This is a genomic window from Mycobacterium asiaticum DSM 44297, assembly GCF_000613245.1.
GTDB lineage: Bacteria > Actinomycetota > Actinomycetes > Mycobacteriales > Mycobacteriaceae > Mycobacterium > Mycobacterium asiaticum.
On record NZ_HG964938.1, the window covers coordinates 755803 to 777864 of the forward strand.

General features: G+C 65.7%; 28 protein-coding genes and 1 pseudogene. 12 read left to right on the forward strand and 17 right to left on the reverse strand.

Going from position 1 to position 22062, the window contains the following annotated elements; genetic code table 11:
* Window positions 1-2 precede the first annotated feature (2 nt).
* The 3 genes from BN972_RS22385 to BN972_RS22395 are packed head-to-tail and all read left to right on the forward strand — an operon-like array spanning window position 3 to window position 2677.
* Window positions 3-923: an HpcH/HpaI aldolase/citrate lyase family protein gene (locus BN972_RS22385; RefSeq protein ID WP_036362654.1), complete on the forward strand. Its 921-nt coding sequence runs from the start codon at window positions 3-5 to the stop codon at window positions 921-923.
* Between the two features lie 44 nt (window positions 924-967).
* The gene (locus BN972_RS22390; RefSeq protein ID WP_036362656.1) at window positions 968-1660 is read left to right on the forward strand and encodes a type 1 glutamine amidotransferase domain-containing protein; all 693 of its coding nucleotides are present in this window, start codon (window positions 968-970) and stop codon (window positions 1658-1660) included.
* Window positions 1661-1690: 30 nt separating this feature from the next.
* The gene (locus BN972_RS22395) at window positions 1691-2677 is read left to right on the forward strand and encodes a D-2-hydroxyacid dehydrogenase family protein (RefSeq protein WP_036362659.1); all 987 of its coding nucleotides are present in this window, start codon (window positions 1691-1693) and stop codon (window positions 2675-2677) included.
* On the opposite strand, the gene BN972_RS22400 is transcribed toward BN972_RS22395, so the two are convergent.
* Genes BN972_RS22400 through BN972_RS22415 form a run of 4 tightly spaced genes read right to left on the reverse strand, consistent with a single transcriptional unit; the run spans window position 2674 to window position 5580 of the window.
* Window positions 2674-3261, reverse strand: coding sequence for a TetR/AcrR family transcriptional regulator (locus tag BN972_RS22400; protein ID WP_036362662.1), 588 nt, complete (start codon window positions 3259-3261; stop codon window positions 2674-2676). The two genes, BN972_RS22395 and BN972_RS22400, sit on opposite strands and share 4 nt — an antisense overlap.
* Window positions 3258-4031 carry an SDR family NAD(P)-dependent oxidoreductase gene (locus BN972_RS22405; RefSeq protein WP_036362664.1) on the reverse strand — a complete coding sequence of 258 codons (774 nt, stop codon included), beginning with the start codon at window positions 4029-4031 and terminating at the stop codon, window positions 3258-3260. The genes BN972_RS22400 and BN972_RS22405 overlap by 4 nt, the downstream gene beginning before the upstream one ends.
* Complete coding sequence (locus tag BN972_RS22410) at window positions 4028-4525, reverse strand: VOC family protein (RefSeq protein ID WP_036362667.1); 498 nt, start codon at window positions 4523-4525, stop codon at window positions 4028-4030. Before BN972_RS22410 ends, BN972_RS22405 begins: the two co-directional genes overlap by 4 nt.
* Entirely contained in the window at window positions 4522-5580 is a 1059-nt protein-coding gene (locus BN972_RS22415; RefSeq protein WP_036363731.1) for an NAD(P)H-dependent amine dehydrogenase family protein, read from the reverse strand. Before BN972_RS22415 ends, BN972_RS22410 begins: the two co-directional genes overlap by 4 nt.
* Window positions 5581-5743: 163 nt before the next feature.
* Between BN972_RS22415 and BN972_RS22420 the strand changes: the two genes are divergently transcribed.
* The 3 genes from BN972_RS22420 to BN972_RS22430 are packed head-to-tail and all read left to right on the forward strand — an operon-like array spanning window position 5744 to window position 8072.
* Window positions 5744-6166, forward strand: coding sequence for a hypothetical protein (locus BN972_RS22420; protein ID WP_051545725.1), 423 nt, complete (start codon window positions 5744-5746; stop codon window positions 6164-6166).
* Between the two features lie 52 nt (window positions 6167-6218).
* Window positions 6219-7583 (forward strand): WS/DGAT/MGAT family O-acyltransferase, encoded by a 1365-nt coding sequence (locus BN972_RS22425; protein WP_036362669.1) that lies wholly within the window; start codon window positions 6219-6221, stop codon window positions 7581-7583.
* Window positions 7584-7586: 3 nt separating this feature from the next.
* Window positions 7587-8072, forward strand: a complete 486-nt coding sequence (locus BN972_RS22430; RefSeq protein WP_036362672.1) for an NUDIX domain-containing protein — start codon at window positions 7587-7589, stop codon at window positions 8070-8072.
* Here BN972_RS22430 and BN972_RS22435 read toward each other — a convergent pair.
* Window positions 8055-9113, reverse strand: a complete 1059-nt coding sequence (locus BN972_RS22435; protein ID WP_036363735.1) for a DUF2330 domain-containing protein — start codon at window positions 9111-9113, stop codon at window positions 8055-8057. The genes BN972_RS22430 and BN972_RS22435 overlap by 18 nt on opposite strands.
* 40 nt (window positions 9114-9153) lie before the next feature.
* Here BN972_RS22435 and BN972_RS22440 point away from each other — a divergent pair, with 40 nt between their 5' ends.
* Complete coding sequence (locus BN972_RS22440) at window positions 9154-10383, forward strand: cytochrome P450 (protein WP_036363737.1); 1230 nt, start codon at window positions 9154-9156, stop codon at window positions 10381-10383.
* On the opposite strand, the gene BN972_RS22445 is transcribed toward BN972_RS22440, so the two are convergent.
* From BN972_RS22445 to BN972_RS22460, 4 genes are read right to left on the reverse strand one after another with little or no spacing between them, the layout of a single operon-like run.
* Window positions 10380-10802: a hypothetical protein gene (locus BN972_RS22445; RefSeq protein WP_065155030.1), complete on the reverse strand. Its 423-nt coding sequence runs from the start codon at window positions 10800-10802 to the stop codon at window positions 10380-10382. The genes BN972_RS22440 and BN972_RS22445 overlap by 4 nt on opposite strands.
* Before the next feature lie 18 nt (window positions 10803-10820).
* A complete protein-coding gene (locus BN972_RS22450) occupies window positions 10821-11249 on the reverse strand; it encodes a hypothetical protein (protein ID WP_235192547.1) in 429 nt (142 codons plus the stop codon).
* A gap of 34 nt (window positions 11250-11283) precedes the next feature.
* On the reverse strand, window positions 11284-11847 hold the full coding sequence (locus tag BN972_RS22455) for a TetR-like C-terminal domain-containing protein (RefSeq protein ID WP_051545727.1): 564 nt from the start codon (window positions 11845-11847) through the stop codon (window positions 11284-11286).
* A gap of 38 nt (window positions 11848-11885) precedes the next feature.
* Window positions 11886-12950, reverse strand: a complete 1065-nt coding sequence (locus BN972_RS22460; protein ID WP_036362674.1) for an ATP-dependent DNA ligase — start codon at window positions 12948-12950, stop codon at window positions 11886-11888.
* A 37-nt stretch (window positions 12951-12987) separates the two neighbouring features.
* On the opposite strand from BN972_RS22460, the pseudogene BN972_RS22465 reads away from it, so the two are divergent.
* Window positions 12988-14024: pseudogene (locus tag BN972_RS22465) on the forward strand (DNA polymerase domain-containing protein).
* 4 nt (window positions 14025-14028) lie between these two features.
* Here the strand turns inward: BN972_RS22465 and BN972_RS22470 are convergent.
* Window positions 14029-14643 carry an isochorismatase family cysteine hydrolase gene (locus tag BN972_RS22470; RefSeq protein ID WP_036362677.1) on the reverse strand — a complete coding sequence of 205 codons (615 nt, stop codon included), beginning with the start codon at window positions 14641-14643 and terminating at the stop codon, window positions 14029-14031.
* Window positions 14644-14969: 326 nt separating this feature from the next.
* On the opposite strand from BN972_RS22470, the gene BN972_RS28480 reads away from it, so the two are divergent.
* Entirely contained in the window at window positions 14970-15761 is a 792-nt protein-coding gene (locus tag BN972_RS28480; protein WP_080697092.1) for an SMP-30/gluconolactonase/LRE family protein, read from the forward strand.
* Here BN972_RS28480 and BN972_RS22480 read toward each other — a convergent pair.
* The gene (locus tag BN972_RS22480; protein WP_036362679.1) at window positions 15751-16500 is read right to left on the reverse strand and encodes an SDR family NAD(P)-dependent oxidoreductase; all 750 of its coding nucleotides are present in this window, start codon (window positions 16498-16500) and stop codon (window positions 15751-15753) included. The genes BN972_RS28480 and BN972_RS22480 overlap by 11 nt on opposite strands.
* 17 nt (window positions 16501-16517) lie before the next feature.
* Window positions 16518-17453 (reverse strand): NmrA family NAD(P)-binding protein, encoded by a 936-nt coding sequence (locus BN972_RS22485; protein ID WP_036362683.1) that lies wholly within the window; start codon window positions 17451-17453, stop codon window positions 16518-16520.
* Window positions 17454-17543: 90 nt separating this feature from the next.
* On the opposite strand from BN972_RS22485, the gene BN972_RS22490 reads away from it, so the two are divergent.
* A complete protein-coding gene (locus BN972_RS22490; RefSeq protein ID WP_036362686.1) occupies window positions 17544-18125 on the forward strand; it encodes a TetR/AcrR family transcriptional regulator in 582 nt (193 codons plus the stop codon).
* On the opposite strand, the gene BN972_RS22495 is transcribed toward BN972_RS22490, so the two are convergent.
* Window positions 18122-19111 carry an SDR family NAD(P)-dependent oxidoreductase gene (locus tag BN972_RS22495; protein ID WP_036362688.1) on the reverse strand — a complete coding sequence of 330 codons (990 nt, stop codon included), beginning with the start codon at window positions 19109-19111 and terminating at the stop codon, window positions 18122-18124. The genes BN972_RS22490 and BN972_RS22495 overlap by 4 nt on opposite strands.
* Before the next feature lie 161 nt (window positions 19112-19272).
* Between BN972_RS22495 and BN972_RS22500 the strand changes: the two genes are divergently transcribed.
* Window positions 19273-19659 (forward strand): PPOX class F420-dependent oxidoreductase, encoded by a 387-nt coding sequence (locus tag BN972_RS22500; RefSeq protein WP_036362691.1) that lies wholly within the window; start codon window positions 19273-19275, stop codon window positions 19657-19659.
* A 19-nt stretch (window positions 19660-19678) separates the two neighbouring features.
* The gene (locus tag BN972_RS29825; RefSeq protein ID WP_167659589.1) at window positions 19679-19819 is read left to right on the forward strand and encodes a hypothetical protein; all 141 of its coding nucleotides are present in this window, start codon (window positions 19679-19681) and stop codon (window positions 19817-19819) included.
* Between the two features lie 8 nt (window positions 19820-19827).
* Here the strand turns inward: BN972_RS29825 and BN972_RS22505 are convergent, their stop codons facing one another.
* The 4 genes from BN972_RS22505 to BN972_RS22520 are packed head-to-tail and all read right to left on the reverse strand — an operon-like array spanning window position 19828 to window position 22059.
* Window positions 19828-20529: a cutinase family protein gene (locus BN972_RS22505; RefSeq protein WP_036362693.1), complete on the reverse strand. Its 702-nt coding sequence runs from the start codon at window positions 20527-20529 to the stop codon at window positions 19828-19830.
* Window positions 20530-20572: 43 nt separating this feature from the next.
* A complete protein-coding gene (locus BN972_RS22510) occupies window positions 20573-20746 on the reverse strand; it encodes a CsbD family protein (RefSeq protein ID WP_036362695.1) in 174 nt (57 codons plus the stop codon).
* Window positions 20743-20955 (reverse strand): CsbD family protein, encoded by a 213-nt coding sequence (locus BN972_RS22515; RefSeq protein WP_065140738.1) that lies wholly within the window; start codon window positions 20953-20955, stop codon window positions 20743-20745. The genes BN972_RS22510 and BN972_RS22515 overlap by 4 nt, the downstream gene beginning before the upstream one ends.
* Window positions 20956-21000: 45 nt before the next feature.
* Window positions 21001-22059 carry an NAD(P)H-dependent amine dehydrogenase family protein gene (locus BN972_RS22520; protein ID WP_036362698.1) on the reverse strand — a complete coding sequence of 353 codons (1059 nt, stop codon included), beginning with the start codon at window positions 22057-22059 and terminating at the stop codon, window positions 21001-21003.
* Between the last annotated feature and the right edge of the window lie 3 nt (window positions 22060-22062).

The following is a 22062-nucleotide window of genomic DNA, read 5'->3' on the forward strand; positions in this document are numbered from 1 at the left end:
CGATGACGTTGCTACTGCGTCGCTCCGAACTGGCCGTACCCGCGTGCAACGACAACATGTTCGACAAGGCGGCCGGGTGCGGGGCGGATCTGGTCTTCCTGGACCTCGAGGACGCGGTTCCTGCTGCGGTCAAGGAGTCCGCACGCACTAAAGCGATCTCCGCACTCAACGACGTCGACTGGGGCCGCACGATGCGCGCCATCAGGATCAACGGCTTGGACACGCCGTGGTGTCACGACGATCTCATCGACGTCGTGACGCAGGCGGGAGGCAATCTCGACACGGTCATCATCCCGAAGGCCCGGACCGCACGCGACGTGTGGTGGGTGGACGTGCTGCTCAACCAGCTCGAAACCAAACTGGGACTGGACAAGCGGATTCGTCTCGAGGTGCTGATCGAGGAGGTGGAAGGCCTGGCTAACGCCGAGGCGATCGCGTCGGCCAGCCCGCGCCTGGATGCGTTGATTTTCGGGGTCGGCGACTTCTCGCTGTCCCAGGGTGCCCGCGTGGACACCAACTTTGCCCCTCTCGGCGAATATCCCGGTGATTTCTGGCATTACGCGCGCAACAAGGTCATCGTGGCAGCACGCATCGCAGGTATCGATGCGATCGATGCGCCCTACCCTGACTACCGGGATCTGGCGGGTTATGAACGCGACGCCCGGCGCGCGTCGCTGCTCGGCTACACCGGCAAGTGGGCGATCCACCCCAGCCAGGTTCCGGTGGCAAATGAGGTCTACGCACCGACCGCCGACGAGATTTCCCTGGCGCAGCGAAACGTTGCAGCCTACCGGGAGGCCGAAGCGAACGGCAGCGGGGCCGTCGGAGTCGACGGCGTGTTGGTCGATGCCGCGCACGTGAAGATGGCACAAGAGACGCTTGCCCGTGCGGCGTTGCTCCAGGCGGTCAACGGGGTGGGTTGACGCGACGCGTTGGCGACGGCGTGCTGGGGGCCGTACGTTTGGTTATGGCCAAAATTCTTTTCGTCGTCTCGGGTACCAGCTATTGGACCCTCAAAGACGGTACCCGCCACCCGACCGGCTATTGGGCCGAAGAGTTCACCGCTCCCTACAGTGCGCTCAGCGCAGCCGGGCACGAGATTGTGGTGGCGACCCCCGGCGGCGTGGTGCCATACGTTGACCCCATGAGCCTGCGCCCTGCCATGGCCGGCGGTGAGCAAACTGCTCAAGAGCAGGAAGAAGTGCTCCGGTCAGCCGAAGAGCTACGCAGGCCAATCGTTTTGGCGAATGCCCGACTGGACGACTATGACGCCGTCTACTACCCGGGCGGCCACGGCCCGATGGAAGACCTGTGGCAGGACGCCGACTCCGGGCGGCTGCTCGTCGCGGCGCTCGCGTCGGGCAAGCCGCTGGCAATCGTCTGCCATGCGCCCGCCGCGATCCTGGCCACCCGCCGCAACGGTGAGACACCGTTCGCCGGCTACCGGGTGACCGCCTTCACCAATGACGAAGAGGACGGCGTGGGCCTGCGCGAGAAGGCCCGTTGGACGGTGGAAGACGAGTTGGTCAAAGCGGGCATCGACTTCGTCCGCGGCGAAGTGTGGAAGCCCTTCACGACTGTCGACCGCAACCTCTACACCGGGCAGAATCCCGCCTCCGCCGGCCCGCTGGCACAGGAACTGCTCAAAGTTCTGGGCTGAGCGCGATCTGGACCCGGGTAGGTTGATCGCATGGCCCGGGTCGCGATCCTCGACGACTATGCCGGTGTGGCGTTGCAGCTCGCCGACTGGTCGCCCGTGCACAACCGTTCTGAATTAACCGTTTTCGACCGGCACCTGTCCGAGGCCGAGGCATTGGAAGCGCTGCGGCCGTTCGACGTCGTCTGTACCCTGCGCGAGCGGATGGCTTTCCCGCGCACGCTGATCGAGGGGCTGCCCAACCTCAAGCTGATCACCATTGTCGGCCGGAACCTGCCCAACCTGGACCTGGCCGCCGCGACGGAGTGCGGAATCCTGGTCGCCCACTCGGACTTCGCCCATCCGCGCTTCCGCTCCGCACGGGACGCGACACCGGAACTGGCCTGGGGACTGCTGATCGCGACCGTGCGCAATCTCGCCGAGGAGCACCTGCGCATGCGGAACGGCCAGTGGCAGACCACCACCGGAACGACGCTGGCGGGAAAGACGCTCGGACTCCTCGGTCTGGGCCGAGTCGGCAAACGGATGGCGCAGTATGCAGCGGTGTTCGGAATGGACGTCATCGCCTGGAGCCAACATCTCACCGACGAGGTGGCGCGGGAGGTTGGCGCGCGACGTGTGGACAAGGCGGCGCTGTTTGCGGAATCCGACGTGGTGTCCGTTCATGTGGTGCTGTCCGAGCGCACCCGCGGGCTGATCGGACAACCCGAGCTGGCCGCGATGAAGCCGACCGCGTACTTGATCAACACGTCGCGGGGACCGATCGTCGACGAAGCCGCCCTGATCGGTGCACTGCGCACCGGGCGGATTGCCGGAGCCGGACTGGATGTGTTTGATACCGAACCACTTCCGGTCGCCCATCCGCTCCGGGAGCTGCCGAACGTGACGCTGTCGCCGCATCTCGGCTATGTCACCCGCGAGATGCTGAGCGCCTTCTACGCGGACACTGTTGAGGCCGTCGTAGCGTGGCTGGAGGGAACCCCGGTACGGATCGCCAATCCAGAGGCGCTGCGCGACTAGTGCCAGTGGTCGCTGCGCACCGCCTGCATGGCCGTGGTGACGTAGTGGTCCAGTGAGTGGTGGTTGCCGGTTCCCCGCACCCATTGCTGAAATGCGAAATCGCCTGCCGCGAAACCGAGTTGGACCAACAGCGCGGGGCGGATATCCACCTGGGAATCGACGCCCATCCGGTCCGCGATCAGCTTCGTCGCACGCTCCCTGTCGGCGTGGGTGTACATGGTGACCTTGGCCAGCAGTTCGGGCGCCACCAGCAGCGCCTCCCGCCACTTTTCGCAGTCGGCCTGGTCAAACGACCGGGTCCGGCCGATGATGGCGTTGGCCAACGCGACATCGGCGGTCTCGGTGGCCGGCCGCTGTTCGAGCATGCTGACGATGGCGGCACCGCCATGGCGCACCGGACTCAGCAGCAAGTCCTCCTTCGCCGGCACGTGCCGGAAGAACGTGCGCGGGGAAACCCCTGCGGCGGCGGCGATTTCCTCGGTGGTCACGGCGTCGTAGCCGCGCTGAATGAACAGCCGGAACGCCGCGCGCCTGATATCGGCGCGAATCTGTGCGCGCTGGCGATCGCGTAACGACTCGCTCACCGGAAGCTGCCGATGCCGCCGTCGACGTGAATGGTCTGGCCGGTGATGAACGTCGCGTCGCTGCCGAGCAGGAACGCCACCAGCGCGCCGACATCGGTGCGGACGTCCCCAATCCGCTTCATTGGGACGCGGCCAAGGGCCTTCGCGTAGTCGTTGGGGGCGAACTCTTTCCAGAACTTGACGCCATCGGATTCGGCGAACGGGCAGATGACGTTGACCCGGATGTTGTGGCGGCCCCATTCCAGGGCGGCCACCTTCGACAGGCCGCGGATGCCTTCTTTGGCAGCGGCGTAACCGCCCCACTTCGGTTCGCCGCCGGTACCGGTGCCCGAGCCCAGGTTCACGATCGAACCGCCGCCCGCTCCGACCATCAGCGGGAACACGGCCTGCATCAGCAGGAAGGTGGCGCGCGGTCCGACCTCGTAACCCAGCGCCAGGTCGTCCGTGGTGATGTCGACGAAGGCCTTGGGCTCATTGGTGGCGATGGCGTTGTTGACCAGGCCGTGCACCGTGCCGAACGCCTCGACCGCGCGCGCCACGATGCGAGGAGCGCTGTCCGGGTCGCGCAGGTCCGCCTCGATCTGCTCTACCCGACCGGCCGCACCGAGTTCGGTCGCGGTGGCCGCAAGCTTTTCACCCTGGATGTCAACCAGGAGCACGGCTGCGCCCCGCTCCAGGAGTGCACCCGCCACTCCCTTGCCGACGCCCTGGGCCGCGCCGGTGACGATCACGACATGCCCGTCCAACGACCGGGCGTGGGAGTAGCTCATCGGGCCGGCCCCAGTTGCAGCGGTACCCCCCGATGCATTTCATATGTGCTGCGGGCACCGCCGGGCAGCTCGATGAACTCCACCGCGGTGCCGTCCGGGTCCTTGACGAAAAACATTCGTACCCCGCCGATTTCGAACGGCTCCTGGTCGGTCTGGTAACCGGCCGCGCTGATACGTCGGTGCGCGTCGGCAAGGTCGGGGACGGACAGCGAGAAATTATGGATCCCGGTGATACCACGGCCGGGGCGGCCGGACGGCACCGCGGCGCCCAGGGAAAGCAATTCGAGCATCAACCCGCCGAGCAGCCCGCCTACGACCCGCCCTTCCTGCTTGCGTTTCGCATGCAGGACGGCGTCGAAAGACTCGCCGGAGATCAAATTGTCAAAGACAACTTCCATGCCCAGCAGATCGCGGTAGAACTCCAGCGCCCGGTCCATATCGGTGACTCCGACGACGAGGTGGCAGAACGAAACATCGTCCAAGACACCGTTCATGCGCGGCCGGCGATCAGAGGAAGGTCGAGGTAGGTCTTGATTCCCGGCTCAGCGGGGCAGACATAGGGGATGGCGTTCACACAGTGGTTCGCGGTGGCCACGACACCCGGGTTGCGTTGCAGCCCTTCGGCGATCGTTTGTGGCTGCAGTCCCTTGAAGGTGATGCTCACATCCGGATCACCGGTGATCTCGACTTCGAACCGCTCGCCTTGTTCGCCGAAGTTCCACGCCGGCTCCAGATTCTCCTCGCCCATCAGCCAATTCACCGCGGCGGTGATGACCGGCTTGCCGTCGGATATCGCCTGCCACCGGAACCGGCGGGCGGCCACCGTTCCCTTGGTGATCGGAACGGCCTCGTAGTCGATGTCACCGGTCGCCACGGCGATGTCCTGAATTGTCCTGATGTTGGGATCGATGCGGAAACCCATGGTATCGGCGATCATTCGCACCGACTGCTTGAAACCGGCCTCGAGCAGGCTGGCCATCGGCCCCTGCGTCGCTTCCTCAGGAGTGCCACCGAAGCCCATGATGTGGCGCACCACGTCGGGGGCGTTGTAGGTGCGGATATCGGAGAACTCCTCGGCGCGGACGTGGGTGACCGCAGAGGACAGCGACGACAACATCAGCGGGAATCGCTCGGTGATGCCACCCGGGTGGATGCCCGACCCGTGCAACGTCACGCCCCCGGCTACGGCAGCGTCCGCGATCGCCTGCACGCGAGGATTGCTCAGGTCTGGATACACCCAGCCGACCGGAGTGACCACGTTCTTGCCCGAACGCAGAATCGCGATGACCTCGTCGTCATTGGGAATGAGCGGGCTGTACATCACGCAGTCGGCATCGATGGCCAGGATGTCGTCGATGCTGGTGGTGGCGGTGACGCCCAACTCGGCGGTGCCGACGATGTGTCCCACGTCGATGCCATCCTTGTCGGCGCTGTGCACCCAGCACCCGACCAAGTCCAGTTCTGGGTGGTTGCGCACGCACTCGATGGCGGCCTTACCGACGCCTCCGGTCGCCCATTGGATAACACGGAACTTGGACTGGCTCTGCACGGCGACCTCCCGGTGGACGGTGACCAGCGGCACGTTATGCCGCATTGGCAGTCACTGTCAACAGTAGCTATCGCGCATGCCGCACCGATGCCAAAATAGCCAGCGCGACAACAAGTTTGGTCAACACCGGCTACCGCGCGAGGATCTCTGATACGTTCCGAGAATGAAGTTGCGGTCGGTTGCCGCGGTGTTGGGCTTGGTCGGGTGCGCCGCCGGGATCGGTGTGCCGGTGGCGGGGGCCGATAACCCGGTGTGCAGCTCGACAACGTGTTCCTTCTATGCCCCGTCGCACAATCTCGGCTGCGAGATCAGCTATCAACGCGGCAGCGGCATAGCCGACGAAACCTATTGCCAGACCGACTCACCGCCGCAGTCGGTACGCATGTCGACTAATGGGTCCTTCAAGACCTGCACGGGTGAGTCCTGTCTCGGCAACGCTGGCCAGGGAACCCCGACACTGCCCTACGGTCAGAGCGCCGGTGTGGGGCCCTTCAGTTGCCGGTCGGAAACCGATGGGGTCACCTGCACGGTGACAAACGGGCGGGGCTTCACCATTTCCAGCTCTGGCGTCGCCGCCGTCGGCTAATCACTCATCGCAGACCATTCACCAGCGTTGTTTGACACGCTTTAATGTGTGCATGGAATTGATGATGCCCACCGACTCGATGTTTCTGTTCACCGAATCGCGTGAGCATCCCCTGCACGTCGGGGGCCTGTCGTTGTTTGCGCCCCCGGATGGTGCCGGCCCCGAATTCGTCCGGGAATTCCACGACGCTTTGATCGCCAACGACGAGTTTCAGCCGACCTTCCGCAAACACCCCGCGACAATCGGTGGCGGAATTTCGCAGCTGGCATGGGCTTACGACGACGAAGTCGACATGGACTACCACGTCCGGCGTTCGGCATTGCCTTCGCCGGGCCGCGTGCGCGACCTCCTGGAACTCACCTCTCGGCTACACACCAGCCTGCTCGACCGCCACCGCCCGTTGTGGGAATTGCACGTGGTCGAGGGACTCAAAGACGGCCGCTTTGCGATGTACACCAAGATGCACCATGCCCTGATCGATGGTGTTTCGGCCGTGAAGCTGATGCAGCGCACCATGTCCACCGACCCGGACGACACCCACGTCAAGGCGATGTGGAACCTGCCAAAGCCGGCGCGGCCGCCTGCCGCCAAACCCGCCCGCAACCCACTGAACTCGTTGCTCGCGGTGGCCGGATCCGTGGCTGGGGTGGCGCCGTCAACCTTGAAGCTCGCCCGCGCCGCGCTGCTGGAGCAGCAGTTGACGCTGCCCTTCGCCGCGCCGCACACCATGCTGAATGTGAAGGTTGGGGGTGCTCGCCGGTGCGCCGCCCAGTCCTGGTCGCTGGATCGGGTCAAAAATGTCAAGCAGGCCGCCGGGGTAACCGTCAACGACGCCGTGCTGGCGATGTGCTCCGGTGCGCTGCGGTACTACCTGCTCGAGCAGGACGCGCTACCGGACATCCCGCTGGTCGCGATGGTCCCGGTGAGCTTGCGCTCGGAGGCCGACGCCGACAGCGGCGGCAACAAGGTGGGCAGCATTCTGTGCAACCTGGCCACCAATGTCGAGGACCCCGCGAAGCGGATTGAGATCATCGGCGAGTCCATGCGCAGAAACAAGAAGGTGCTGGCGGAGCTGCCGTCGTACCAAGTGCTGGCGTTGTCGGCGCTGAACATGGCGCCGCTGACGCTGGCCGGTGTCCCGGGCTTTCTGTCCGCGGTGCCGCCGCCATTCAACATCGTCATCTCGAATGTGCCCGGCGTTTCGGACCCGCTGTACTACGGCGGTGCCCGCCTCGATGGCAGTTACCCCCTGTCGAACATCCCGGACGGCCAGGCGCTGAACATCACGCTGGTCAACAACGCCGGCAACCTCGATTTCGGTCTGGTCGGATGCCGTCGCAGTGTGCCGCATCTGCAGCGATTGCTCGCGCACCTGGAGTCCTCGCTCAAGGACCTGGAGCAGGCCGTCGGGGTCTGAACCGTGCCCAAGCTCAGCGCGGGTTTGTTGCTGTATCGGACACGCGCCGACATTGTCGACGTTCTGATAGCGCACCCGGGCGGACCGTTCTGGGCCCGCAAGGACGACGGCGCCTGGTCGATCCCCAAAGGTGAGTACTCCGAGGGGGACGACCCGTGGGCAACCGCGCAGCGCGAGTTCGTCGAAGAGCTGGGACTCGCGGTTCCGGCGGGCCGGCGGATCGACCTGGGAGCGGTGCGACAACCCAGTGGCAAGGTGGTGACCGCCTTCGCGGTTCACGGCGATCTCAACATCGCCGACGCGCACAGCAACACCTTCGAGATGGAATGGCCGCGCGGTTCGGGCAAGCTTCGGGAGTTTCCCGAAATCGACCGCGTTGACTGGTTTCCGGTGGCGGGTGCGCGCACGAAACTCCTCAAAGGGCAGCGGGTGTTTCTGGACCGGCTGATGGCGCACCCGGACCTGGCCGGGCTAACCGAAGGCCCGTGACCGCCTCCGATTCCGGCGGCGCAACACCGCAAGTACCAGGCCGGCCACCACCAGTGTCACCAGGAACCCGGCCAGCCAGATGGCTGCCAGGGGAATCGCGACATCGTCGTTGATCACCACAACTTGCTGATAGGGGTCGTCGGTCGGCGCGTCGCCGAACGTGAAATCCGAAGTGATAGTTGATGTTCGAGAGATATCCACGCGGAACTTGGTCAGGTACGCGCCGTGATTGGCGGTCAGCTCGCGCAGCAACGCGTCGTGTACGCCGCCCGCGATGTTGCCGGCGAACTGAATTTCGGTGACCTGGGAGCCCCGGTCGGAATCGATGCGCTGCTGTCGGTGACCGGCCAGGGTGAACACGGTGACATGCTGCGCGGACGGCGCGGCGACCGACAACCGCATCGGATACACCAACCGTGACGACGCGAAGGTCAGCCGGACCGGATCGAGACCACCCACGATCGGCTTACTGCTGGTCAGTCGGATGGCCACGAAGGCCCAGCCGTCACGCACATAGGGGTCCAGTGCCTGCAGCACCGTCGGCTTGAGCGCATACCCGTTGTCCGCCAACCACTTCTGCAGGCCTGGCAGATCACCACCGGCCAGGGTGGTGGCCTCCAGCGGCCCCAGCCGCACCTGACTGACCACCTCGGGGGCCCTGGCACCGGTTGCCGCACCCTCGCGTCCCTTGCCTGGCACGACCGCCAATGTCCAGTGCCGCTGATGACGGATCTGTGGCGCGGTCAGCCGGTCCAGCTCGGTGAACGTCGCCGCATCGGCGGTTGCGACGGTAGCCGGTGCGGGCGTGGGCACCACCAGCGCCACATTGTCCGTGCCGGCACTCAGTGCCAGCCGCAGCAGCATCGTTTCGGTGACTCCATCCGAGTGGACAAGAGCGACTTCACGGTTCATGGACGCCTCGGTACCGGCTGGAGCGACTGCGGCGCCACAGGCGCATGCGCGGGCAGGGACGGCCAATGTCAGGCCGGCGACCAGCACGACCACGACGATGGCCAATCGGCACACCCGACCCAGCGCCATCCCGAAGATGCTACGCGCGAGCGCAGGCACAATGGGCACCATGACCACGGCGCCCACCGAGCGAGCTGATCCGCAGACGTTGCTGCTGCAACTGCTGGACCCGGTGAACCGGGCAGACCCGTACCCGGTGTGTGCCGAGTTGCGCGGCAACGGCCCGCTGGTGCTGCCGGGCAGTGATTTCGTGCTCTTCTCGTCGTACCGGGACTGCGACGAGGTGCTGCGCCATCCGTCATCGAGCAGCGACCACCTCAAGTCGACGGCGGCACAGCAGATGCTTGCGGCCGATCCGTCGCTCCGGAAGGGGACGCCGCCGAGTTTCCTGTTTCTCGACCCGCCGGATCACACCAGGCTGCGCAAGCTGGTCAGCAAGGCGTTCGCCCCCAAGGTGGTCAATGCGCTGCAGCCCGAAATCAGCGCGTTGGTCCACGGATTGCTCGACCGCATCGCCGAGCAGGGCAGCTTCGACGTGGTCGCCGACTTTGCGTATCCGCTTCCGGTCGCGGTCATCTGCCGGTTACTCGGCGTGCCGATCGAGGACGAGCCGCAGTTCAGTCACGCTTCGGCGGTGCTGGCCAAGTCACTGGACCCGTTCTTCACCGACGAGCAGTCCGACGAGCTCAACGAGTCGTTGGGCGCCGGCGCCGGCCTGCGTGACTACCTGCACGGGTTGATCGCGCAGCGCCGGTCGCGCCCCGGGGATGATCTGCTGTCGGCGCTGGTCGCGGTCAACGAGTCGGGTGATCAGTTGACTGAGGAGGAAATCGTCTCGACGTGTGTGCTGCTGCTGGTGGCCGGCCACGAGACCACGGTGAACCTGATCGGCAACGCCATCCTCGCAATGCTGCGAGAACCCCGGCAGTGGACGGCGCTGGCCGCGGACCCCACCCGCGCGGCAGCGGTCGTCGAGGAGACGCTGCGCTATGACCCCCCGGTGCAACAGCTCAGCCGGATTGCCCTCGATCCCATGACGATTGGCGGCATCGACGTGGCCAGGGGCGAGGTGCTGATGCTGCTGCTGGCGGCCGCACACCGGGACCCCGCCGAGTTCGACCGGCCCGACGTTTTCGACCCGGACCGACCGACGTTGCGGCACTTGGGCTTCGGCCGCGGTGCGCACTACTGCCTGGGTGCACCGCTGGCGCGCCTGGAGGCCAGTGTGGCCTTGTCGGCGGTGACGGCGCGTTTCCCGGACGCGCGGCTGGCCGGCGATCCCCGGTACAAGGCGAATGTCACCCTGCGGGGTCTCTCGGCGCTGACGGTCGCCGTCTAATTGTTGCCGCGTCGCCCACGCCCGCCGGCCAGGCCGACGAAAAGGGGTATCGGGGTGCCCACCGACTTGATGGCTTCCGCGTCACGGTAAACCCCGACCGTGTATTCACCGGTGGTCTCGACTGCGAACGAAAGTTGCGGAGTGAAACAGCGGTATTTGGATGGCTTACTTTCCTCGTCGGGCCATTGCCAGGCGGAGCGGACCGTGCCGCGAATGGTGCCGCCAGGATCCTTGCAGACGACGAAAAGCTCGGCGTCATATTCCCCACCCGCCGGTGCGTGTACCACCAGGACCAGGGGAATTGTCATCCAGGCCGGGGTTTGGTTGACCTCATAGCTGGTGATGGGAAGGCGGCTGGCGTCGATTGCGGAGTCGTCGATCTTGGCGGCTCCCGCGACGAGCAATGCGGCTAAGTGCATCGCCACAGCCTAATGGTTTCAATCGGCGGTTTCGGCCGAACTCTGTTGCGACAACAAGATCGAAATTGGAACCGGCGCGGCCAGCTCTATTTTGCCGTCGGCGTCGTAATACGCCCCGATCGTGTACTCACCGGGGGACGCTACCTGGAACGAGAGTTCTTGGGTGAAGCACCGGAACTTCGAAGCACGGTTCTCTTCATCCGGCCAATGCCAGGCTGCCCGCAGTGATCCACGCGGCGACCCGGTGGGGTCCTTGCACACCACGTGCAACTCCGGGTCATAATCTCCACCGGCCGGCGCATGCACCACCAGAACAACCGGAAGCTCTGCCCACAAAGGCATTTGGTCGACTTCGAACCACGCCATGGGTATGCACGAAGCGTTGATGGCGCCCTGTTCGTCGAACGTGGCGCTACGCGCGACGAACAGAGCGGACACGTTCAGCATCCCGACATCCTAGGGGAGCAAACGAGGGCGGCGGTCATGGCCGGCGGGCGACGGCATGCCAGGTCAGATCGGCGACGTCGACACAGTATCGGTCGTCGATCCGGCCGTCCGAGTACAGGCCGCGAATGTTCAACGGTGCCAGCAGGATCTGTACAGCGGCCAAGGTACTGACATTGTCGCGCAATTCACCGCGCTCCCGCGCGCGATCGAAGACCGAACGCACGATCGCGAACCGGTTCTGCCAGTACATCATTCGCGTGTCATTGTCGTGATGACCACGAGCGTCCATCACCAGCGCCCGCAAAAAGGTGCGGCCCACCTCGGTGTTGATGACGGCGGCGACGCCGCGCGCCAACGCCAGCAGATCTGAGCGCAGGGTTCCGGTGTCGGCCAACGCACCAAGGTTCTCGAGGTCCCTGAGCGCGATGTCCACGATGAGTCGCTGCCGATCACCCCAATGGTCATAGATCGTCGCGACGTCCAAGCCGTGGCGTTCCGCAAGCGCCTCCACGCTGAACCGCTCGACACCCCACCGGGCCAACTCGTCGAGCACAGCCGTCGTCACCCGAGATTCGAGCTCCGCCGGGATGGGCCCCATGACTTCATCATTACCCCGCCCCAGCCAGGACGAATCGTCTACCCGAGCCCCGGCACGATGTCGCCCAGCTTGAAGGTGACCGGCTGTTCCAGTTGCTCGTAGGTACACGAGCGCGGATCGCGGTCCGGTCGCCAACGGTTGAATTGGGCCGTGTGCCGGAAACGCGCGCCTTCCATGTGGTCGTAGCGCACCTCGACCACCCGCTCGGGCCGCAGCGGCACGAATGACAGATCCTTGCCGGCATTCCAGCGGGAGAATTCGTTCTTGCGCGGGGTGCGTTCGCCTGCCTCGTGGGCGGCCCAGTTCCACGGATGGTCGTCGAAGCTGGTGACCAGCGGTTGCAGCTCGGCGAACAGCCGCCGGCGCTCGGCCATCGGGAAGGCACCGATCACGCCGACCGACGCCAGCTGGCCGTCGTCTTGGTAGAGGCCGAGCAACAGGGAACCGATCGTGTCACCGCCCGACTTGTGCACCCGGTATCCGGCGACCACGCAGTCCGCGGTCCGCTCGTGCTTGATCTTGTACATGACGCGCTTGTCCGGCTGGTAGGTGACGGTCAGCGGTTTGGCCACGACGCCGTCGAGGCCGGCGCCCTCGAAGTCGCTGAACCACTGCTCGGCGACGCTCCGGTCGGTGGTGGCTGGGGTGACGTGAACGGACGGCCCTGAATCGGCCAGCGCGTCCACGAGTGCGGCGCGGCGCTCGCTGAAAGGACGCCGGGTGTAGTCATCCTCGCCGAGGGCCAACAGGTCGAACGCGATAAACGACGCGGGCGTCGCCTTGGCGAGCATCCGCACTCGGGAGTCCGCCGGATGGATGCGCTGCTGCAGCGCCTCGAAATCCAGCCCGTGATCGGTGGCGATAACGATCTCGCCATCAATGACACAGCGTGGCGGTAATTCGTTCTTGACGGCTTCGATCAACTCGGGGAAATAGCGCGTCATGGGCCGCTCGTTGCGACTGCCCAATTCGACTTCGTCGCCGTCGCGGAAGCAGATGGAGCGAAAGCCGTCCCACTTGGGCTCGTATGACGCGTCCGCCGGAATCGTCTTGACCGATTTGGCCAGCATCGGCGACACGGGCGGCATGACGGGTAAGTCCATTGGTTCATTGTTGCGTGCGGCATGCTGGAGTCCAGCTATGGCTGCCGCAGCAGAAGAACTCGACGTCGACGGGGTCGCCGTCCGGCTGACCAACCGGGACAAGGTGTACTTCCCCAAGCTGGGGAAGCAAGGCACCAAGGGCCGGCTGGTCGACTACTACCGGGCTCTAACAACAGGACCAGCGAGCGGTCCGATGCTCACCGCGTTGCGTGATCGGCCGACGCATCTACAGCGCTTCCCCGACGGCATCGACGGCGAGGAGATCTATCAGAAGCGGATTCCGCAGCACCATCCCGACTACCTGGAGACCTGCCGAATCACCTTCCCGTCCGGACGTACCGCCGATGCGCTGAAGGTGACCCATCCGGCGGCCGTGGTGTGGGCGGCCCAAATGGGCACCGTCACACTGCACCCATGGCAGGTGCGCTGCCCCGACACCGACCACCCCGACGAGTTGCGCATCGACTTGGATCCGCAACCCGGCACCGGCTTCGCCGAAGCCCGAGCGGTCGCGGTCGACGTGCTGCGGCCGCTGCTCGCCGAGCTCGGTTTGGTGGGCTATGCCAAAACATCCGGGGGTCGTGGCATTCACGTTTTCCTGCGGATCGCCACCGACTGGGATTTCGTGCAGGTGCGCCGGGCCGGCATCGCACTGGCGCGCGAGATCGAGCGGCGGGGACCGGATGCGGTGACCACGTCCTGGTGGAAGGAAGAACGCGGCAAGCGCATCTTCATCGACTTCAACCAGAACGCACGGGACCGCACCATGGCGTCGCCGTACTCGGTGCGCCGCACCCCGATTGCGACCGTCTCCACCCCGCTGAGTTGGGACGAGTTGGCGCATGCCGATCCCGACGACTACACCATGGCCACGGTGCCCGACCTGGTTGCGGGCCGTGATGACCCATGGGCCGGCATGGACTCACTCGCCCAGTCGATCGCTCCGCTGCTCGAGTTGGTCGAGGCTGACGAGCAGCGCGGCCTCGGCGACATGCCGTATCCGCCGAACTATCCCAAAATGCCGGGGAGCCGAAAAGGGTTCAGCCGAGCCGGGATACGGACCGGAAGAAGTGACGCATCACGCCTTCAACGCCGCGGTCACCTCGGCGGCGGTCAGGATCGCGCTGGCATAGTTCGGCAGGTTCACCTCTAGCGCGGCATGCATCTCCACGTCTGAGTAGTCCGCGGTTGCGTCCTTGACCACTGTGACGTCGTAGCCAAGCTCCGCGGCGAAGCGGACGGTTGCCTCCACACAGGTATGGGCGATGAGCCCGATGGCGATGAGCCGGTGGATGCCGTGCCTCTTCAGTTGCAGGTCGAGATCTGTGTTCGCGAAACCGCTGGAACACCAGTGTTCGTCGGCGACGATGTCGCCGGGTTGGGGTTCGAAGCCGGGGTGCAATTCGCCGCCCCAGGTGCCGTATTCGAACGTGCGGCGCGACCACGCGGCTCGCTGAACGGGCGCAACGTACTGCCATGACTCGTAATCGCCGGGGCGGTACCGGCGATGCAACGCATAGAACACCCGCACCCGCGCCGCGCGCGCGGCGTCGAGCACCTGTTTCATGTGGGCGACACAGTCGTTGGCTTCCAACACCCCTTGCAGCCGTTCCCAGACTTTCCCGCCGGGCGAGATGAAGTCGTTGTAGGGATCGATGACCAACAGGCCAGTGGTGTTTTCGGGGTAGGTCACGGCTGAGGTCCCATCCGTCGATGCGGCACGCGCCGTTCAGCATGACGGCAGTGACGGCGCGCGGCAACTGCGCATAATCTGTGTGGGCCCGATACCCCGGGGGCCGTCGTGGGCTCGACACAGAGGGGTTGAATGACGACCGTAACGGGTTGCCGCTCATGCGGCGTCGAACCGCTACAGAGTGCGCGCTTCGGTGACGGCTGCGGGGAGTTAAAGGTCCGAGCGCGAGGTGATACCCGCAAACCCGCGCCGTTTGCGCAGCGCTGCCCGCAGCTGCCGGCCGCGCTGGGTTTCGGGGCGGACATCGGTCGGGCCGAGGTGATGCCATGACTCACCGAGTGCAGACCCTGTGGGAGGCCGACGGTTTGCTCGAAGCGCCTCGGCCGCTGCCGGACGGATCGGTGCTGGTGGCAAACACCACGGCCGGCGGCGTTTACCGCTGGTCCGGCGACGCAATATCGACCGTGGTTGACCGGCGGCGCGGGATCGGCGGTATCGCGTTGCATGCCGACGGCGGAATTCTGGTCAGCGGGCGCGATCTGGCGTATGTGCACCCGTCGGGTCTGCGGACCGTGCTGGCTCCCGTGGGCGCCACCGGCATCAACGATCTGACCGTGGGGTCGGATGGTTCGGTAATCGTCGGAGTTCTGCGTCATCAGCCGCAGGCGGGTCAGACCGCCGGACCCACCGAATTGATTCGTATCGCGCCCGACGGCGCGACGCAGATTTTGCTGGATGATCTGCTCTGGCCGAACGGTGTTGGGTTCGCGCCGGGTGGCGAGACGCTGTATGTCGCCGAGTACGCGGCGGCGCGGGTGCGCGCATACGGACCGCACGGGTCGTCCGTATTCGCCGACGCGCCCCGCGGTGAATGTGACGGCCTGGCGGTCGATGCGGACGGTGGCGTATGGGTTGCGCTCGGAAGTGGCGGCGGCATTGCAAGATTCGATGCCGGGGGCGCTCTGCATGAAGTGGTCGAACTTCCGGGACGATTCGTGTCGTCGCTGGCCTTTGCCGGAACGGCAATCTATGTCACCACCGCCGGGGCGCTGCTGCGGATCGATGTGGGTGTGCCGGGCGTGGCGGTGCCCGCGGCCGCGATCCCGGTCAAAGGGTGAAGGGGGCGTCCTCGGGGGCAACATGACGGGCGGCCAGCAACGCGCGGGCGGCGTCCCCGATCGGGATGCGCAGCGGGAGTTGCGGCTTCTCGGCGGCGTCGACGACCTCTGCGGCAACCTGTTCGGGGGTGATCATCCCGGCGCGCGGTCCGCCGCCGTTCAACACGGCGGCGTAGGGATCGTCGGGCAGCGTGTAGGTGGCGACGTCGTCGAGTGCGCCGGAGCTCACGGCGGACGGTTCCAGGAGCGCCGCCTGAACGCCGAATGGCGCAACTTCGATGGCCAGGGCTTCGACCAACCCTTCCAGCGCCCACTTCGTCGCGGCGTAGGCGGCGGCGGGCGGCAACACGATTCGTCCGAGCACGCTGGACATGAACATCAGCTTGCCGTCACCGCGGGCTCGCATCTGCGGGAGTACGGCTTGCGCCACCCGGACGGCGCCGACGGTGTTGAGGTCGAACACCCGCCCCAGTTCCGGCAGCGGAATGGCTTCCACCGCGGCGTAGAAGATCGCCCCGGCGTTGGAGATCAGGATGTCGATTTCGCCGGCCGCCGCCACCGCGGCAGTGACACTCGAGTCGTCGGTGACGTCGAGTGCCAGCCGCCCGCTGACGTCGAGGTCGGCCAGCGTGCGCGGATCGCGTGCGGTGGCAATGACGCGGTGACCGCGGTGGGTGAACTCGGTGGCGATGGCGCGGCCGATGCCGCGGTTGGCTCCGGTGATCAGCACGGACGACATGATCGTTTCTCCTTGGCTTATGGCCGATCGGTGGCGAAGTGGGAATGGTTGCGCCGAATGAAGTCGGCGACCGACGCGGGCGGCCGGTCGAGCATCACCGCCAGCGCGGACGGGTCCGGTGCCACCAGTGGCTTGCTCCGCCGCGACAGGGCCGCGCCGACGGTCGCGATGTGTTGCGCCATGCCCACATTGACCGGGTGCTCGGATTCGGCGGCCAATTCCAGCTGCCGCTGCCACGCGGCGGCGGAGATGTGTTCATAGCGCACCGGCCGGCCCGCCGCCGCGGAGATGATGCGGGCAAGTTCGGTGTGGCTGATCGCTTCCGCCGGCGGTGGATAGCTGATCCGTGGTGAATCGGGACGAGGCGTCAACAGGTGGGCGGCGGCGATCTCGGCCGCGTCATCCCCGCTGATCCATGGCGCCTCACAGCCGCCAAAGCTGTTGGCGATCACGGCATCACGCTGGATGGTTCGCTGGTGCAGGACAGCGATGTTCTCGTGGAACAGTCCGGCGAACCGCAGCACCGTCGGATTTAAGCCTGCCCAGATGAAGATGTCCTCGGCAACCGCTTGAGCCTGGCCAAGTTTGCTCGGGCTGTCGAGGGCTGACACCGCCATGGACATCACCACGATGTGTGCAGCGGACGCGTGCTTAGAAAGCACCGAGGCGACGTTGGCCGCGGCTGGGATGATGCCAGGCGCGACGGGGTAGGTGAAATACACGGCGCGGACGCGGTCGAATGCGGGTACCAGCGAGCCGCGATCATGTAAGTCGCCGACGACGGTCTCGGCGCCTCGGCGACGCAATTCACCGGCGCGCTCGTCGTCGGTGCGGATCAGCGCCCGCACCGAATGACCACGTCGCAGCAGGCAGTCCACCACGGTAGCCCCGGTTCCGCCGTGCCGTCCGGTCGCACCGATTACCAGGATGGGCGATTCCGCGGTGTGCTGCATGGGCGTCCTTCCGACTAAGTAAACCGATCGGTGTATATGACCGGTCGACGATATCAGCGATCTCGCATAATGTAAACCGATCGGTGTAATATGACGGTCATGGAGCAACGGGTAAGCGGACGCGGGGCCCGTGCGCGCATCGAGCGTGCGGCCGCCGAGCTCTTCTACCGCAACGGGATCCATGCCACCGGTGTCGATCTCATCGCCCGGCACGCCAGCGTTTCCAAACGCACGCTTTATCAACACTTTTCGAGTAAGGGCGAATTGGTCGAGAACTACCTGACCGCTATTGACGGTCGCGGCGGCACGCCGCTTGAACAGCGTCTCGCGGACACCGCTCTCTCTCCTCGCGAGCGGTTATTGGCCATCTTCGAGGCGCCGCGCGCAGAAGTGGTGCGCGGGTGTCCTTTTCACAACGCGGCGGTGGAATCCGCTGGCGCGATGACGAGCGCGGACAAGATCGTGCGGAGTCACAAGTTGCGGTTCACCCGCCGGCTTGCCGCCGTTGCGCAGGAACTGGGCGCCGCCGACCCGCACCTGTTGGGTCAGCAGCTCGCCGTGTTGTTCGAAGGGGCAACGGCGATGGCAACCTCGCTGAACGATGCGTCACCGGTCGTACACGCCCGGGCGGCCGCCGCCGCGTTGATCGACGCCGCGGTGGTACCGGACTAGTCGCGCCGCGCCTCCCGCAGTGCCGCAACCGTGTCGGCCAGCGTGGTACGGGCATCGTGGAATTGGATGCCGAGTTCCCGCTCGGCCGGCGTGTCATCGGATTCGGGCATCTGGGTGTAGTACTGCATTCCGGCCGCGGTCACCGGGTTCTCGAAGGGCAGATAGGGTCCCACGAAGTCCAAAAGTGTTCCGGCGGCGCGCAATGCGCTGTCCGGGACGGGAACCGGGAACATCGTGGTGCCCGACACCTCGCCCAGTAGCTTCGCCAGTTCGCCGACGGGGACTCGATGCCCGCCCACCATGTACCGTCGCGGACCGCGCCCCGGCTCGAGTAGCGCCGCGTGCACGGCGGCGACGTCGCGGACGTCGACGATCATCCAGGCCGCGCTGCGTCCGGGGATCCCGTGCATCTGCAACGCCGCCCGCACACCCTCGCCGGCTTCCCCGTACTGATCACCCACCGGCGGGCCGAGAACCATTCCGGGATACGTGATGTTGACCGGTGTGCCGGCGTCCTGCAGGCCGCGGGCATAGATCTCCACCTGCGCCTTGGAGGTTCCGTATCCGTCGGTCCCACCGACCACGGGCAGGTCGGCGCTCAGGGTCGCCACGTTCGGGTGGAACAGGGCGGTGAAGCTCGAGACATGCACGATCGGGTCCAGGCCGAGTTGGACCGCCTGCCCCAGAACGTTGCCTGCGCCTTCCATATTCGTGGCCAGCATCTGCGCCGTCTGCCGCGGATCGGTCGCCACCAGGGCGGCGCTGTGTATGACGGCGTCGCAGCCTTCCAGCGCCTGCCGGACCGACTCGCGGTCCTTAATGTCACCGACGGCGTAATCGGATATGTCGACCCCAAGCGCGGCCACCGATGTCTTCAGGCGTTCCGGCTTTCGCACCAGGAACCGGACGGAGTGCCCGGCATCGGCGATGGCTTTGGCGGTCCACCCGCCGACGAACCCCGTACCTCCGGTGACCAGAACACGCATCTTCGCATTGTTGCAACCGTCGCAATCGGTGGAATGCGGTGGGGTGGCTGTCCCGCTCAGCAAGCGATCAAGCGGTTTCCGCAACTCACAACGCGGGTAATAGATCGCGGTGCGCTATCGCCGATTTCGGGATCGGCAAACCTACCAGGAGGAAACACAGCGTGGCTATCGGGTTCAAAGACGTCATCAAATCGAAGTATCTGCTGCTGACGACGTTCACCAAGGACGGCCGTCCCAAGCCGACCGCGATTTGGGGAGTGCCCGACGGCGACGACCGCCTGCTCGTTATCACCGATGACGACTCCTGGAAGGTCAAGCGCATTCGCAACACGCCGCGGGTGACGATCGCCAAGAGTGGTTCGTTGGGCAAGCCCAAGAGTGACGAGGTGGAAGCGGTTGCCCGCGTCCTACCGAAGTCCGAGACCCGGCGGGTCTACAACGCGGTGCTCAAGCGGTACTGGTACCACGCCTGGTGGTTCTATGCGCATTCGATCGTCCGCGGCGGCATCGACAAGGTGCACGTCGGACTGGAGATCAAGCCCGCTTAGAACCTGTCACCATGGAATGGTGACTACCGCAATCATCGTCGCGGTGCTGGTTCTGCTCGGGCTCGGCATCGTGATCAACGGGTTGCTCCGGTTGCGGGAATGGTTGAAGAACTCGCCCAGCATCCCGAATCCGGACTTGCCGCCGGAAGATACCGACTAAAGCTCGACCTACAAGCGGCCGGCCGCGAAATCCGCTGCCTGACCGGTCATTCCGTTGGTCGCGTACAACGTGTGCGCGAAGGTGGGGGTGGTGCCGCCGCCGGCGCAGATGTTGTCACCATCGGCGCACAGCTGAATGGTCTTGGGCTGATACAGCGGTCCGATCGCAATCTGCGGCGCGCCGTACTGACTCAGGAATTCCGGTGAGGGTGTGCCGAACAGCGTGACCGCCGCGACGTGATTGGCGATCTCGGGAGCCAGCGGTTGCGGCACCGCCGCAGCCGGCACGCCCGGCGGGATGGTCGCCGAGGTGACATAACCGGCGACGGCCGCCCCTTGCGAGTACCCGCCCAGCACCTCTCTGGTGTTCGGGCAGGTGGTGGCCATGGATTGGATGTGGGCGCCCGCGTCCCGGATCCCGTCGATGACGGTCAGGGGGAAATCGCTGCTGCCGAAGTCGGTGCTAGCCGGATAGTTGACCGCATATACGCCTAGCGACCGTGCGCCGATGTCCGAACGCAACGCTTCGACGAATGCCCCGCCGATGCCGCCGACACCCGGCGGTTCGCCGCTGCCACGCGCGAATACCACCTCGACGTCGGGACATGGTGCCGCCGACGCATCCGGCGCCGGTGCGTTCAGCAACGCGATGCACCCCAGCGCCACCGCGGCGCCCGCCGTGAGTCGGCGAACCCTTGATTTGGATCGCATGCCGGTATGAGTAGCCAGAAATTCGCTGTTCAACCGCCGAGGGCTACTTCTTGAAGGCGTCCTTCACCTTCTCGCCGGCATCCTTGAGGCTCGACTTGGCCTGATCGGCGCGTCCCTCGGCCTCGGTGTCGCGATCGCCGGTCGCCCGGCCCACCGCCTCCTTCGCCCGGCCGCCAAGGTCCTCGATCTTGTTCTTCACCTTGTCTTCGGCGCTCATGGTTGCCGCCGTGGTTGCCGCCGCACCGGCCGACGCCCGCCGCGCACGGCGTCTCGGAGACGCAGCCCGGTGTCTTTGAGATTCGCCTTCGCCTGGTCCAGCACGCCCTCATACTGGGTGCGCCGGTCACCGGTCAGCCGGCCGACCGTTTCTTTGGCCCGCCCGCCCCAAAATTTTGCTGAGTTGCTCAATCGGTTGTTGGTAGCCATGCGGCTCGGATACCCGCTGACCGCCGGCTTCATGCGTGCACTGCCTCATGACGAGGGCACTGTCCCCCGCGGCAGGGTCAACGGAAGGTCGGCATAGGTGGCGATGCCGGGTGCGGCGGCCACCACCCCGGGGATCGCGTTGATCGCCGGCATCGCCGTCATGATGTGTCCGAGCGCCATGAACTCGGCCAGCGTCGTCGCCTGGAAGTACGGCGGCGGCAAGAAGCCGACCCTGGTCGTCACCGTCGGTTGACCGTCGATCTGGATCACCCACCCGTCCTGGTCGATCTGCCAGTCGGGTTCGAGGCTCTGGCCCTTCTTCCACCGCACGTTGAGGTCGATGACGGTATTTCCGCCGACAATGCCTCGCCAGCTGATGTAGACACCCGCGACACACCCTGCCGGAATCGTCCAGGACGCCATCTCGAGATCAGCTGTGGTTTGCGCGAATTCGGCCACGCACCGGACCTCGTCAAGGTCGACGCCCAACGCGTCGGCGACCAGTCGGACGGCCTCGGCAAACACCGCGGTCCCCTTTTCCGCCATCGCAGGCAGCTCGGGATTGTCGATGGGCTGTCCGAACCCGACCGGCCGTTCGGTGTCCGGGGAGTCGTAGAACGTGGTGTCCGCCGCCTCGTTGACGGTGACCTTGTCGACGCGGTTGCACACCATCGCGGACACGATCGCCAGCAACTCTGCGAAGCCGGGGCTGACGCCGGAGCCGAAGATCGTCGAGCCGCCCTGCTGGCACGCCTCCACGATCCGGTCGCGGCCGTCGCCCAGGTTGTGGCCGGTGATGAAGGACGCCGTCGTCACCACGTTCACGCCCGCGGACAGGATCCGGACCAACTCGTCGACGTCGATCCACATCGGGTTGTAGACCACGCAGTCCGGCTTCAGCGCGAGCAGTTCCTCGACGTCATTGGTCGCGGCGACCCCGAGCGGTTCGATGCCGACCAGCTCCCCGGCGTCCTGGCCGGCCTTGTCCGGCGACCACGCGTAGCACCCAACCAGTTCGTACTGCGGGTTGGCGACGATCGACTGTAGTGAGCTCTTACCGACGTTTCCGGTCGTCCACTGCACGACCCGATATGTGTTGGGCACTCG

What these genes read in the sequence shown, in the direction of transcription:
- BN972_RS22460 (WP_036362674.1), bottom strand. Translation starts at nt 12,950, where the DNA reads ATGGACTTACCCGTCATGCCGCCCGTGTCGCCGATGCTGGCCAAATCG.
- BN972_RS22450 (WP_235192547.1), bottom strand. Translation starts at nt 11,249, where the DNA reads ATGCTGAACGTGTCCGCTCTGTTCGTCGCGCGTAGCGCCACGTTCGAC.
- BN972_RS22510 (WP_036362695.1), bottom strand. Translation starts at nt 20,746, where the DNA reads ATGAGCGCCGAAGACAAGGTGAAGAACAAGATCGAGGACCTTGGCGGC.
- BN972_RS22410 (WP_036362667.1), bottom strand. Translation starts at nt 4,525, where the DNA reads ATGAACGGTGTCTTGGACGATGTTTCGTTCTGCCACCTCGTCGTCGGA.
- BN972_RS22445 (WP_065155030.1), bottom strand. Translation starts at nt 10,802, where the DNA reads ATGCACTTAGCCGCATTGCTCGTCGCGGGAGCCGCCAAGATCGACGAC.
- BN972_RS22420 (WP_051545725.1), top strand. Translation starts at nt 5,744, where the DNA reads ATGAAGTTGCGGTCGGTTGCCGCGGTGTTGGGCTTGGTCGGGTGCGCC.
- BN972_RS28480 (WP_080697092.1), top strand. Translation starts at nt 14,970, where the DNA reads ATGACTCACCGAGTGCAGACCCTGTGGGAGGCCGACGGTTTGCTCGAA.
- BN972_RS22485 (WP_036362683.1), bottom strand. Translation starts at nt 17,453, where the DNA reads ATGCAGCACACCGCGGAATCGCCCATCCTGGTAATCGGTGCGACCGGA.
- BN972_RS22425 (WP_036362669.1), top strand. Translation starts at nt 6,219, where the DNA reads ATGGAATTGATGATGCCCACCGACTCGATGTTTCTGTTCACCGAATCG.
- BN972_RS22490 (WP_036362686.1), top strand. Translation starts at nt 17,544, where the DNA reads ATGACGGTCATGGAGCAACGGGTAAGCGGACGCGGGGCCCGTGCGCGC.
- BN972_RS22455 (WP_051545727.1), bottom strand. Translation starts at nt 11,847, where the DNA reads ATGGGGCCCATCCCGGCGGAGCTCGAATCTCGGGTGACGACGGCTGTG.
- BN972_RS22390 (WP_036362656.1), top strand. Translation starts at nt 968, where the DNA reads ATGGCCAAAATTCTTTTCGTCGTCTCGGGTACCAGCTATTGGACCCTC.
- BN972_RS22515 (WP_065140738.1), bottom strand. Translation starts at nt 20,955, where the DNA reads ATGGCTACCAACAACCGATTGAGCAACTCAGCAAAATTTTGGGGCGGG.
- BN972_RS22440 (WP_036363737.1), top strand. Translation starts at nt 9,154, where the DNA reads ATGACCACGGCGCCCACCGAGCGAGCTGATCCGCAGACGTTGCTGCTG.
- BN972_RS22405 (WP_036362664.1), bottom strand. Translation starts at nt 4,031, where the DNA reads ATGAGCTACTCCCACGCCCGGTCGTTGGACGGGCATGTCGTGATCGTC.
- BN972_RS22435 (WP_036363735.1), bottom strand. Translation starts at nt 9,113, where the DNA reads ATGGCGCTGGGTCGGGTGTGCCGATTGGCCATCGTCGTGGTCGTGCTG.
- BN972_RS22505 (WP_036362693.1), bottom strand. Translation starts at nt 20,529, where the DNA reads ATGCGATCCAAATCAAGGGTTCGCCGACTCACGGCGGGCGCCGCGGTG.
- BN972_RS22495 (WP_036362688.1), bottom strand. Translation starts at nt 19,111, where the DNA reads ATGCGTGTTCTGGTCACCGGAGGTACGGGGTTCGTCGGCGGGTGGACC.
- BN972_RS22385 (WP_036362654.1), top strand. Translation starts at nt 3, where the DNA reads ATGACGTTGCTACTGCGTCGCTCCGAACTGGCCGTACCCGCGTGCAAC.
- BN972_RS22395 (WP_036362659.1), top strand. Translation starts at nt 1,691, where the DNA reads ATGGCCCGGGTCGCGATCCTCGACGACTATGCCGGTGTGGCGTTGCAG.
- BN972_RS22480 (WP_036362679.1), bottom strand. Translation starts at nt 16,500, where the DNA reads ATGTCGTCCGTGCTGATCACCGGAGCCAACCGCGGCATCGGCCGCGCC.